Source organism: Solimonas flava DSM 18980 (assembly GCF_000426685.1).
Classification (GTDB): Bacteria; Pseudomonadota; Gammaproteobacteria; order Nevskiales; family Nevskiaceae; genus Solimonas; species Solimonas flava.
On sequence record NZ_AUFV01000012.1, the window covers coordinates 67816 to 79233 of the forward strand.

Sequence of the window (11418 nt, forward strand, 5' to 3'; positions counted from 1 at the left end):
TCTAGTGTGCGGCCCGATCCGGCCACGCCGCCGGAAGGCTGCGCCACCATGCGCCTCGCCCGTCATACCGACCGCGGAATGATGGACATCGCTGAGCCGTCGACCGCGCCAACGACGCGCTCCGCAACGCGGCAATAGCCTCCACGCGCATGGACGACACCCACATCCGCCTCGCCGACTTCCGCTCCGCCGTGTTCTTCATCGGCGCCGGCATGTCGGCCGAGAGCGGTGTGCCGACCTATCGCGGCCGCGGCGGCATCTGGGCGCAGTACGACTACGGCGAGTACGCCTGCCAGCGCGCGTTCGATCGCGATCCGCAGAATGTGCTCGATTTCCACGAGCTGCGCCGCCAGACGGTGCTCGGCTGCCAGCCGCATGCCGGCCATCACGCGCTCGCGGCGCTGCAGGCCGCGCATCCGCAGCTGCACGTCGTCACGCAGAACATCGACGGCCTGCTGCAGCGCGCCGGCGTGCAGGTCGCCGCCGAGCTGCACGGCTCGCTGTGGCGCGTGCGCTGCGCGCGGCACGGCGTGCGCGAGGATCTCGCGGCGGCGACGTACGCGACGCGCGCCTGCCCTGACTGCGGCGCGCCGCTGCGGCCGGACATCACCTGGTTCGAGGATCCGATCGACGAGGATGTGTTCACGCGCGCCGGCGAGCGGATCGCGCAGTGCGAGCTGTTCGTCGCGGTCGGCACCTCGGCCGTCGTCTATCCGGCCGCGAGCTTCATTCCGCTCGCGCAGCGCCATGGCGCCATGATGGTCGAGATCAACCCGGAAACGACCGAAGCATCGAGCCTGTTCATGCGCACGCTGCGCGTGCCGGCGAGCGCGGCGCTGTCACAGCACTTCAGCGCCTGAGGCGCGCCGGCACGACGCCGGGCGCCAGCGCGTCGAGCAGCGCACGCAGGCCGGCGCCGACGTAGGCGTCGCGCCGCAGCACCACCATCAGCGGCCGGCGCAGGTCGAGAAACGGCGCCGGCAATTCGACGAGATCGCCGCGGCGCAGCGCGTCGCCGACCACCAGCCGCGACATGCAGCCGAGCCCGGCGCCGGCCGCCACCGCGCGCACCACGGCCTGCGGCGCGCCGAGTTCCAGCGCGACATCCGGCACGAAGCCGGCGAGCTGGGCGGCGTGCTCGAACATCTCGCGCGTGCCGGAGCCGCGCTCGCGCATGATCCAGCGCGCCGCCGCGAAACGTTTGACGGTCGGGCGCTGTGCGACGAGCGGATGTGAGGGCGCGGCGACGACGATCATCGCGTCGTCGCTCCAGCGGTGCGCGACGACGTCGGCGCGATGCACGCTGCCCTCGACGAAGCCGGCGACCGCGCGCAGCGAAGCAACCTCGTCGACCACCGTCTCGGTGTTCATCACCGCCAGCTCGATGCGCGCGTCCGGCTGCGCCTGCAGATAGGCGGCGAGCCGCTCCGGCAGCAGATAGCCGCCGACCGTGCGCGACGCCGCGATGCGCAGCGTCGGCGCCACGACCGTGGTGCCGCGCAGCGTGGCTTCGATCGTCGAGGCGCGTTCGAGCAGTTCGGCGGCCTGCGCGCGCAGCTGCTCGCCGCGCTCGTTGAGCAGCAGGCGACGGCCGATGCGCGCGAACAGCGCGCCGTCGAGCGCCAGTTCCAGCTCGGCGAGCGCCTGGCTCGCCGCCGACTGCGACAGGTTCACCGCCTGCGCGGCGGCGGTGACGCTGCCGAGCCGGCAGACCGCGTCGAATACTTCGAGCTGGCGCAGGCTGATGCGCATCGAGCTCGCCTCTCTTATCCAGAAAACCGATTCATCTTATACGATAAATCCGTTGGATCGATTGATATCCGCGCCTTAGCCTGCATCCGTTCTCCTCGCCCGCAGGCCGCGCCATGATCCATCACGAACGTCCCCGCTCGCCGTCCGCCGCGCTGCGCGCGACGCTGCCGGGCCTGCTGATCGTCGCCGCAATCGCCGCCGCCGCCATCGTCCTCGACCGCCTGCCCGGCCTCGCTTCGTCGGGCATCGGCGCACTGACGGTGGCGATCGCGCTCGGCATGCTCGCCGCGCATCTGGTGCCGGCCGCGGTGCACGCACGCGCCGGCGGCGGCGCCGCGTTCGCACAGCGCACGCTGCTGCGCGCCGGCGTCGCGCTCTACGGCCTGCGCCTGACCTGGCACGACGTCGCCGCCTGCGGCGTGCGCGGCTTCGCGGCCGACGTGACGATGATCGCGCTGGTGCTGGCGACGGCCTGGTGGGTCGGCACGCGCTGGCTGAAGCTCGATCGCGACACCGCGCTGCTGGTCGGCATGGGCAGCGCGGTCTGCGGCGCCGCCGCGGTGATGGCGACCGAACCGGTACTGCGCGCGCCGCCGCACAAGGTGGCGATCGCGGTCGCCACCGTCACCGTGTTCGGCTCCTGCGCGGTGTTCCTCTACCCGGCGCTCTATCCGCTGCTCGGCTTCGACCCGCAGCAGTACGGCATGTTCGTCGGCTCGACCGTGCACGAGGTCGCGCAGGTCGTTGCCGCCGGCAAGGCGGTCAGCGCCGCCGCCGGCGACGAGGCGGTGATCGTCAAGCTGATGCGCGTCGCCCTGCTCGCGCCGCTGCTCGTGCTGCTCGCGCGGCGCTGCCCGGACGGCGCCGCCACGCAGGGCCGGCGCACGCCGCCGGTGCCGGGCTTCGTGCTCGGTTTCGTCGCGCTGGTCGTCGTGCACTCGCTGGGCCTGCTGCCGGCCGGACTCGAAGCGGCGCTGCTGCAGCTCGACGCGCTGCTGCTGGCGCTGGCGATGGCCGCGCTCGGCTGGTCGGCACGCCTGAGCATGCTGCGCGCCGCCGGCCCGCGGCCGCTGCTGCTCGGCGCGATCCTGTTCGCGGTACTCGGCGTCGGCGGCTACGCCGTCAACCGCGCGCTGGCACTGCTGACCTGAGCCGGCATGGTCTGGTCGAGCCAGGCGGCGATGCGCTGCTCGAGCCAGTACGAGAAGCCGCCGTCCGGGCCGGCGGCGACGAAGCCGACATGACCGCCACGCCGCGACAGCTCCAGCGTCACCGGTGGCGCGAGCTGCTCGGCGCTGGGCAGGATCGAGCGCACCATGAACGGATCGTCGATGGCATTGATCACCAGCGTCGGCCGCGCGATCGTGCCGAGAAAGTGTCCGCAGGAGCAGCGCTCGTAGTAGTCGCGCGCGTTGGCGAAGCCGTTGAGCGGCGCCGTATAGGCGTCGTCGAATTCGACGAAGTCGCGGGCGCGCAGCACGGCGCCGACGTCGACGCCGGCCGCCGCGAGCAGATCGCGCTTGCGCCCGACCATCGCCCGCAGATCGCGGATCAGGCGCGCCTGATAGACGCGCGCGAAGCCGCTGCGCAGCTTGTGCGCGCAAGGTTCGAGCAGGAACGGCGCGCTGGCCGCGACCGCGGCCTCGACCGGCGCGTCGGCGCCGGCCTCGCCCATCGCCTTGAGCACGACATTGGCGCCGAGCGACCAGCCGACCGCGGCGATGCGCACCGCCGGATCGCGCTCGCGCAGGCCCTGCCAGAACAGGCGCAGGTCGGCGGTGTCGCCGTGGTGGTAGCTGCGCGCGACGCGATTCGGGGTGTCAGCGCCGCCGCGCAATTCGAGCGCGGCGACGCGCCAGCCCGCGTCGCTCAGCAGGCGCGCGAGTCCGCGCAGGTATTTGGAATCGAAGCCGCCGGTCAGGCCGTGCACGAGCACGGCGACGCGTCCGCCGGCCTGCGCCGCGCCGGTCCAGCCGACGCGCACGAAATCGCCGTCCGGCAGCTCCAGCGTCTCGATCTCGAAATCGACCAGCGGCGGCGGACGCAGCAGCGTCGGCAGCAGGGTTTGCGCGTGCGGGCCGCGCAGCCAGGGATGCGGACGAAATTCGCTGCGGAGGATGCGGCCGTGCGCGGCCGCGACGGGAGCGTTCATGGCGCCATTATGCCGGCGCCGGCGCGCACATCAGGTCAGCCGGGACGGGTGGCGCGAGGCGAACGACGGCGGGGCCGGTTCGCGGAGGCGGAACGACCGGCGGGCCGTCAGGGCCCGCCGGCGATGGCGCGGCGCGCGACGCGCCGCGCCGTTTCCAGCTTCAGGCCTTGGCGGCCCAGGCGGCGCACCAGCCCTTGCCGGCGACCAGACGTCCGCCGAAAGCGCCGCACGGTGCGTAGTCACCCTTGGCGGCAGCGGTCTGGTACAGCGCGCAGTTCGCGCAGTGGCTGCCTTTCTTGAAGGTCGGCGCCTTGGCCGGATCGACCTTGGTGGCGTCTTCCGTGTAGTTCAGCGCCTTGGCGGTCGGATCGCTCAGCGACAGCTTTTCCTGCGCGACGGCCGGCATCGCGAACAGGCCGCCGGCAGCAACGGCGGCCGCCGACGTGGCGGCGGTCTTCAGGAAATGGCGGCGATCGAGGGTGTGCTTCATGACCCGTCTCCTCGGGGTGGGAGCCCCAGAACGTGGTGGTGGTTGAACAAGGGGACCGATGATGCCGGAGCGCGCGGCGCCCTGGCGGAAGCGTTCTCATTTTTCTTTGCGCAGGCGCAGACACTCGCTCAGGCCGGACGCGCAAGGGTGAAGCCGATGGTGTTGATGCCGTCGCGGCTGCGCGCAAAGACCGTGCCGCCGTGCATCGTCGCCACCGCCTTGACGATCGCCAGGCCCAAACCGTGATTGGCGCCGCCGCTGCCGCGCGAAGGGTCGACGCGATAGAAACGGTCGAACAGGCGCCCGAGGTGCTCCCCCGGGATCGGCTCGCCCGGGTTGGCGACCGCGACCTGCACCGCCTGCTCGCGCGGCTCGATCAGCACGCGGATTTCGGCGCCCGGCGCCGAGTACTGCACGGCGTTCTGCAGCAGGTTGGTGATCGCGCGGCGGAACAGCGAGGTCTCGATGCCGGCGCGCGCATCCCCTTCGACTTCCACGCGCATGCCGGCCTCATCGAGCACCACGTCCATGAACTCGACGGCCTTGCCGACTTCCTCGGCCAGCGACACGCTGGCGCGCGTCTCGGCCTGCGCACCCTGATCGACGCGGGCGAGGAACAGCATGTCGTTGATGATCGCGCGCAGGCGGTCCAGCTCCTCGAGGTTGGACTGCAGCACGTCTTCCAGCTCCTCGGGCGCACGCTTCTTGGCGAGCGCGACTTCGGTCTGGCCGATCAGATTGGTCAGCGGCGTGCGCAGCTCGTGCGCGACGTCGGCGTTGAAGGCCTGCAGCTGCATGTAGGCGCGCTCCAGGCGATCGAGCGCGCCGTTGAACGAAGCCGCCAGCTCCGACAGCTCGCGCGGCAGCGGCTCCAGCACGAGACGCTGCGAGAGGTGCTGCGGACTCAGATGCTGCGCCTCGCGCGACAGGCGGTCGAGCGGCGCCAGACCGAGGCGCGCGACCCAGTGCCCGAGCAGCGCCGCGAGCGCGACGCCGAGCGCCGAGATCAGCGCCAGCGCGATCGCGAAGGTGCGCTCGGTGTGCAGGTACGGCGAGGCGTCGATGGCGACGATGAAGCGCACGTCGGGGCGCTCGCCGCTGGCCGCGATCGTGCGCGCGAAGCTGCGCAGCGGCGCGCGGTGGCCGCTCAGTTCGAGGCGGCTGAAGCCGTCCGGCACCGAAGGATGCAGGCTGTCGAGGCGGCCGAGATCGCCGAAGCGGAAGCGCGGGTCCGCGCTCTGCGCCCAGAACTGCGTGCTGTCGTCGCCCGGCGACAGGCCGGCCAGACGGCCGGTCACGAACTCCCACTTGGCGTAGGTCGTGCAGTGCTCGATCAGCTGCTCGCCGAGGCCGAACTTGGTCGACAGCTCGTTGAGCTGCTGACGCTCCAGCTCGGTGCGCAGCACCTGGTACAGGGCGACGCCGACCAGCGCAAAGATCAGCACGGCGACGGTCGCGAACATCAGCGACAGGCGCCGCGCGATCGACGTCGATGTCACGCGGCGCCGTCCTCGCCGTCGCGCGATTCGAGCACGTAGCCCATGCCGCGGATGGTGTGCAGCAGCTTGTGCTTGAACGGGTTGTCGATCTTGGCGCGCAGGCGCTTGATCGCCACCTCGACGACGTTGGCGTTGCTCTCGAAATTGATGTCCCAGACCTGTTCGGCGATCACCGTCTTGCTGATGATCTCGCCCTGGCGGCGCGCCAGCGCGGCGAGCAGCGCGAACTCCTTGGCGGTGAGGTCGAGGCGGCGGCCGTCGCGCCAGGCGCGGCGGCTGAGCAGGTCGATCTGCAGGTCGCCGACGTTGATCTGCATCGGGTCCTGACCGCGGCCGCGGCGCGTGATGGCCTGAATGCGGGCGACCAGTTCGAGGAACGAGAACGGCTTGACGAGATAGTCGTCGGCGCCGTCGCGCAGGCCCTTGACGCGGTCGTCGACGCGGTCGCGCGCGGTCAGCATGATCACCGGCGTCTGTTTGACCGCGCGAATCGCGCGCAGCACCGCGAAGCCGTCGGCGCCCGGCAGCATCACGTCGAGGATGATCAGGTCGTAGTCGTACTGCAGCGCGTAGTGCTGGCCGTCGGGGCCGTTGTTGGCGACCTCGACGACGTAGCCCTGCTCGGTGAGGCCGCGCTGCAGGTAGTCGGCGGTCTTGCTTTCGTCTTCGACGATGAGGATCTTCATCTGGGGCGAGTCTCGGTTCAGGCGCCGGCCACGAAGGCAGGCACGCCCGCGCGCCGCATCATATCGAGGCGGCGCCGCGGCCGGCACATGGCGGGAGTGCAGCACTGTAGCCGATGCCCGCCGGTCCACCGCTGACGACAAGCTGACGGCGGCGTCACTCGCGCCCGTCGCGCAGCCGTTGGACGGTCGCAAAGACGGCTGGACGCGCGCCGCGGCGGCGGCTCGGCAAACAGCGGCGGCCCGCGGCCACCGGCGCCAGGCGACGCCGGAGCGCGAAGGCGGGAACGCTCAGCCGCCGGCGTTCCAGTCCAGCCACAGGCGGCCGTCGCGGTAGACGGTGCCGTCGGTCTCGCGCAGGCCGGTTTCGGCGCCGTCGATGTGGCGCAGCACGTTCGCCATCGGCGCCAGCACGGCGTCGCGGCCGTGCACGAAGTCCTGCGTCGTGACCAGCGCGCGGTAGGCCTTGTCGAGCGCCAGCGCGCGCTCGCGCGACGGCAGCAGCAGCGCCGGCAGGCTGGCGGCGCGGACCTTGGCCGCGTCAACGCGGCCGTCGACGAACCAGCGCGCCAGCATTTCGTCGTTGGCCCGGTACTCGTCGCCGCCGTGCGCACGGCGCAGGTAGCGCAGGTATTCCGGCTCGTCGCTGCCGGCCTGCGGCGCGTCGACGAGGTCGGCGAGCCGCGCGTAGCCCCAGCCGGCCGCGCCGGGCGGCTTGCGCGGCAGGCTGAAGCTGCCGTCGACGGTGACGCCGGCGCCGCTGTGGCAGCCCATGCAGTACATCTGCTCCTCGCGCGTCTGCAGCCGCAGCCGGCCGTCGGCCTGCTCGATGTAGGCCTGCAGCTGCCAGCCGTACTCGCTGAAGATGCCGCTGAAGGCATCGCCGCCGAAGTACGGCCAGCCGCCGGTCTGCTGATCGCGCGCGTCCTTCTCGTACTGCAGCGCGAGGTGCGCGTCGTCGAGTTCGAAGATCTTGCGCGCGTAGCGCAGTTCCTTCAGGCGCCGCGCGCGCATCTCCGGCGCGTCCGGATCGAGGTAGTAGACGCCGTGCATGAACTCGGTGCCGAGCGGATACGCATAGCGCTTCACCGCGATGTCCTGCGCGGCGCCGGCGTAGTGCGCCGGCAGCGCGGCGATGCGGCGCGCCGTGCCGAGGCGGCCGTCGCCGTCGAGATCGAAGCCGGCTGCGGTCTCGTCGAGCGGCTCGGTCGGCAGCGCCAGCGCGGCATCGCCGCGCGTGTCCGGCACCGCGACGGCGGCCTCGACGATCGCCAGGTTGACGCGGTAGACCGCATCCGCGTCACGGCCGGCGGCATCGCGGCGAAAGGCCGGCGGCAGGCGGACCATGGCGTCGTCGGCGCTGCCGTTGGTGGGCCAGAAGGTGCCGGGGAACGGCTTGTAGCGGTACGCGCGCCAGCCGCTGCCGTCGCGCGCGAAACCGTCGTCGGCGAAGCCGCGCGCCAGATCGAGATCCGGCTGCCAGCGCGGACGCTGCGCCGCCGGCAGGCGCGCCAGCGCCGCGCGCAGCGGCGCGTAGTTGTCCTCGCGCACGTAGCGCAGCGTGTCGGCATCGGCCTGCGCGGCGATCGCCGCGCGGCGGTCGGCGTGCAGGTTGGTCCAGTGATTGACGCGCCCCATCGGGTTCAGCTGGTACTGCGCCTGCAGTTCCCAGTCGTCGGCGCCGTTGCGGTTGTTCTTCGCCGTGTGGCAGACCCAGCACGGATTCGCGCCGCCTTCGGTGGCGGTGTAGCACTGCGGCGGAATGTGCGCGAGCACGTTGCCGACGCGGCCGCGCGCCTTCTCGGCGGCGGCCGCGGCGGTCGGCTCGTAGGCCGGGCCGCAGGCGGCAAGCGTCGCCGCCGCCGCGAGCGTCAGGGCAGCGGCGCAGCGGCGGCGCAGCAGGAACCGCAACGTGCTCAGTCCGCCGGGCGCGCCGGGAAGCTCGGCATCTGCCGCGTGTAGATGTCGGTGCCGAAGCTGCACGGCTGCTTGTCGTGCTCGCAGGGCGAAACCGAATTCGCGGTGTTGCCTTCCTTGGCGTGGCCGAGGTAGTCGAGGCCGAAGATGTCCTCGACGCTGCGCAGCAGCGAATAGTGGTTGTAGGCGAGCGTCGACACCGTGCCGGGCTTGATGAACGGCGAGATCAGCACGGCGCCGACGCGGCCGCCGCCCGGGCCGAGGATGCCCGGCTTGAACAGCAGCTGCCAGCCGGTGCCCTTTTCGCCGCAGCAGGCGTCCATGTCGCCGGAATTGCTCGCGCTGTTCGAGGATTCGTCGTAGGTGACGATGATCAGGCCGTCCTTCTGGTAGGCCGGCGAGGCCATGATGATCGGAATCCACTTCTGCAGGAAGCGGTCGATGCCGGTCAGGCCGCCGACTTCGCCGTCGGCGCAGCTCGAATCGTGGCCGTCGTCGCAGAGATTCGGCGTGATGAAGCTGAACGCCGGCGTCGTGTCGATGCGCTTGAGGTCTTCGGCGAAGGCGTCGTCGAGATTGACGACGTGCTCGTCGCAATACGGCTGGTCGTCGATGACGCTGTGGAAGTACATGAACGGGTTGTGCCGCATCGCGTACTGGTCGTCGGCGGTCGCCGACTGCGTGTTGTCGACGCCGCCGATCGCCGCGTGGCCGCAGGTGCGCGGGCCCTGCGGACGCGTGTCCGAGGCGGCGAGCGCCGAGTCGTAGCGGCTCGGATCGTTGCCCATGTCCTGCATGTAGCCCTTCCAGCTGATGCCGGCGGCGCGGAACTGGTCGGCGAGCATCGGCACGGTGTCGGGATACATGCAGCTCAGGCCCTGGATCTGGCCGTCGCTGTCGATGTTGCTGAGGAAGCTGTCGAAGACGACCGCGCAGTCGGCCTGCGTGTCGGCGTTCGGCCCCTGGCCGCTGACCATCGAGATGTAGTTGTCGAGACTGGCGTGACCGGTCGCGTAGTAGTTTTCGAGCAGCGCGCCCATCTTCGGCAGCTGCGTGGCGAGATACGGCGCCGCGGTATCGGGGCCGAAGGTTTTGTCGTAGCTCTTGTTCTCCATCACGATGACGAAGACATGGCCGACATTGTCGGTCTGCGGCGTCGAGCCGCCACCGGCACCGCTGCTGCCGCCGCAGGCGGCGAGCCCGACCAGACCGAGCGCTGCCAGCAGCGTGCGCAGCGCCAAACCAAACCGCTTGTCCATTCGCTGATTCCCGAAACGACGCAGGGCCGCCTTCATGGCGGCTGTACGGGGCCGGCGCCGTGCGTGCGGCGTCCGGTCCCCTTCCGAACGCCGCACTTTAGCTGACGCGCATGTCAGCCGTTTGACAGCAGACGCCAAGCCGCGCCCCCCTCAGTTCGGCGGCACCAGCCCCGCGTCGAGCGCCGCCTGCACCAGCCCCTGCCACTCTTCGATGTGCTCGGCGTGGCGGCGCTGCACTTCCGCGTAGCGCTCGGGCGTCATCGTGGACTTGGCCGAGGACAGCTGCGAGGAGCAGGACTGGCCGTAGGACGCATCGTCCGGCACGTTGAACGCCGGCGCGTCGAGATTCGGCGCCGACTTGAAGTCGAGAATGTGCGCGAAGTTCATCGACGTGGTGCCGCGCGCGCCGAGCGGCGCGAAGCCGAAGCGCCAGGCAATCATGTTGAGGATCGAGTTCGGATCGATCTGCTGCTTGGCGATGTGGCCGCGCTTCACGCGCGGGCCGATCGCCATGCACGGCACGCGGAAACCCAGGCGGCCGTCGTTGCCGGTGGCCTGGTATTCCTCGTACGTGACCGGCGCGAACGGCGGCTCGACGTGGTCGTAGAAACCGCCCCACTCGTCGTAGTTGATGATCAGCAGCGTCTTTTCCCAGGCCGGGCTGCTGCGCAGCGCGTCGTAGATCTCGTTGAGCAGCACCTGGCCCTTGCGGATGTCGGCCAGCGGATGATCGTCGTTCGAGGTGCCGGCGCCTTCGCCGAGCATCGACGGATCGATGTAGGTGACGTCGGCGAGATCGCCGCTGGCCGCGTCGGAGAGGAACTGCGAGTACGGACGGATGTTGGTGACGCCCGGGTTGTGGCCGGCGAATTCGAGGCTGACCAGCGCCCAGCCGGCGAGGTCGCCGTAGTAGTAGCGGCCGCTGCGGCCGACGCCCTTGAGGCCGTCCCAGACCGTCGGCTGCGAGAAGAAGGTGATGTCGTTGCTCTTCTTGTCGGTCTGGCCGGCGTGCATGTAATAGCGGTTCGGCTGCGTCGGGCCGAGGATGCCGGTGAAGTAGCGGTCGCAGAGCGTGAAGTTCTCGACCACGCCCTTGTAGAACGGCAGATCGTCGGCCGTGTAGAAGCCGATCGGGAAATCGTCGCCGACCGGCTGGGTCAGCAGGAAGCCGTCCATCTTGCCGCCGTTCAGATGCGTGCGGCCGCCGTCGTAACCGTGGTCCGGATCGGCGAGCTGGCAGTTCTGGTAGTCGGTCAGGTGCCGACCCGAAACCGTGCCGCCGTCGCTGTCGAGCAGCTTGAGCTTGGACATGTTGGCCGTCGTCGCGCCCGGCACCCAGCTGAAGTAATGGTCGAACGAACGGTTCTCCATCATCACCACGACGATGTGGTCGATGCCGGAAGCCTCGGGCTCCGGCAGCGGCTGCGTCGCCGAGTCGTCGCTGGAGTCGCCCGAACTGCCGCAGGCCGCCAGACCCGCCGCGCCCGCCGTCGCGGCGATGCCGGCCAGCACCTTGCGCCGCGTCAGATCCACCGGCTTGCCGGCCCCGTTGTCGTTGTTGCCCATCGCGCGTTCCGCCTTGATTCCCGAAAACAGCCAAGCGTAGGCATATCGCTTGTCATGGCCGTGACAGAAGACGCCAGCTTCGCTAGTAAAAATGAATCAG

The 11418-nt window shown here is 70.7% G+C and carries 10 protein-coding genes; 2 read left to right on the forward strand and 8 right to left on the reverse strand.

Features of this window, described 5'->3' with window-relative positions:
• The first annotated feature begins 149 nt into the window (after nt 1-149).
• Nucleotides 150-860 carry an SIR2 family NAD-dependent protein deacylase gene (locus K343_RS22125; protein ID WP_043112764.1) on the forward strand — a complete coding sequence of 237 codons (711 nt, stop codon included), beginning with the start codon at nt 150-152 and terminating at the stop codon, nt 858-860.
• Here K343_RS22125 and K343_RS22130 read toward each other — a convergent pair.
• Nucleotides 850-1752, reverse strand: a complete 903-nt coding sequence (locus K343_RS22130) for a LysR substrate-binding domain-containing protein (RefSeq protein ID WP_051278398.1) — start codon at nt 1750-1752, stop codon at nt 850-852. The two genes, K343_RS22125 and K343_RS22130, sit on opposite strands and share 11 nt — an antisense overlap.
• A 113-nt stretch (nt 1753-1865) precedes the next feature.
• On the opposite strand from K343_RS22130, the gene K343_RS0113650 reads away from it, so the two are divergent.
• Nucleotides 1866-2903 (forward strand): YeiH family protein, encoded by a 1038-nt coding sequence (locus K343_RS0113650; protein WP_043112765.1) that lies wholly within the window; start codon nt 1866-1868, stop codon nt 2901-2903.
• On the opposite strand, the gene K343_RS0113655 is transcribed toward K343_RS0113650, so the two are convergent.
• The 7 genes from K343_RS0113655 to K343_RS22135 form a co-directional block, all read right to left on the reverse strand.
• Nucleotides 2867-3904, reverse strand: a complete 1038-nt coding sequence (locus K343_RS0113655) for a hydrolase (RefSeq protein ID WP_043112766.1) — start codon at nt 3902-3904, stop codon at nt 2867-2869. The two genes, K343_RS0113650 and K343_RS0113655, sit on opposite strands and share 37 nt — an antisense overlap.
• 160 nt (nt 3905-4064) lie before the next feature.
• Entirely contained in the window at nt 4065-4394 is a 330-nt protein-coding gene (locus tag K343_RS0113660) for a high-potential iron-sulfur protein (RefSeq protein WP_028008565.1), read from the reverse strand.
• Nucleotides 4395-4522: 128 nt separating this feature from the next.
• Entirely contained in the window at nt 4523-5893 is a 1371-nt protein-coding gene (locus K343_RS0113665; RefSeq protein WP_028008566.1) for a heavy metal sensor histidine kinase, read from the reverse strand.
• Entirely contained in the window at nt 5890-6579 is a 690-nt protein-coding gene (locus tag K343_RS0113670; protein ID WP_028008567.1) for a heavy metal response regulator transcription factor, read from the reverse strand. Before K343_RS0113670 ends, K343_RS0113665 begins: the two co-directional genes overlap by 4 nt.
• 288 nt (nt 6580-6867) lie before the next feature.
• The gene (locus K343_RS0113675) at nt 6868-8487 is read right to left on the reverse strand and encodes an Aq_1262 family (lipo)protein (protein WP_028008568.1); all 1620 of its coding nucleotides are present in this window, start codon (nt 8485-8487) and stop codon (nt 6868-6870) included.
• Between the two features lie 5 nt (nt 8488-8492).
• Nucleotides 8493-9752 (reverse strand): alkaline phosphatase family protein, encoded by a 1260-nt coding sequence (locus K343_RS0113680; RefSeq protein WP_028008569.1) that lies wholly within the window; start codon nt 9750-9752, stop codon nt 8493-8495.
• Nucleotides 9753-9902: 150 nt separating this feature from the next.
• The gene (locus K343_RS22135) at nt 9903-11318 is read right to left on the reverse strand and encodes an alkaline phosphatase family protein (protein ID WP_051278402.1); all 1416 of its coding nucleotides are present in this window, start codon (nt 11316-11318) and stop codon (nt 9903-9905) included.
• Nucleotides 11319-11418 lie beyond the last annotated feature (100 nt).

Excerpts from the sequence above, each read along its gene's own strand:
- K343_RS22130 (WP_051278398.1), bottom strand. The coding sequence starts at position 1,752 with ATGCGCATCAGCCTGCGCCAGCTCGAAGTATTCGACGCGGTCTGCCGG.
- K343_RS22135 (WP_051278402.1), bottom strand. The coding sequence starts at position 11,318 with ATGGGCAACAACGACAACGGGGCCGGCAAGCCGGTGGATCTGACGCGG.
- K343_RS0113680 (WP_028008569.1), bottom strand. The coding sequence starts at position 9,752 with ATGGACAAGCGGTTTGGTTTGGCGCTGCGCACGCTGCTGGCAGCGCTC.
- K343_RS0113650 (WP_043112765.1), top strand. The coding sequence starts at position 1,866 with ATGATCCATCACGAACGTCCCCGCTCGCCGTCCGCCGCGCTGCGCGCG.
- K343_RS0113670 (WP_028008567.1), bottom strand. The coding sequence starts at position 6,579 with ATGAAGATCCTCATCGTCGAAGACGAAAGCAAGACCGCCGACTACCTG.
- K343_RS0113655 (WP_043112766.1), bottom strand. The coding sequence starts at position 3,904 with ATGAACGCTCCCGTCGCGGCCGCGCACGGCCGCATCCTCCGCAGCGAA.
- K343_RS0113660 (WP_028008565.1), bottom strand. The coding sequence starts at position 4,394 with ATGAAGCACACCCTCGATCGCCGCCATTTCCTGAAGACCGCCGCCACG.
- K343_RS22125 (WP_043112764.1), top strand. The coding sequence starts at position 150 with ATGGACGACACCCACATCCGCCTCGCCGACTTCCGCTCCGCCGTGTTC.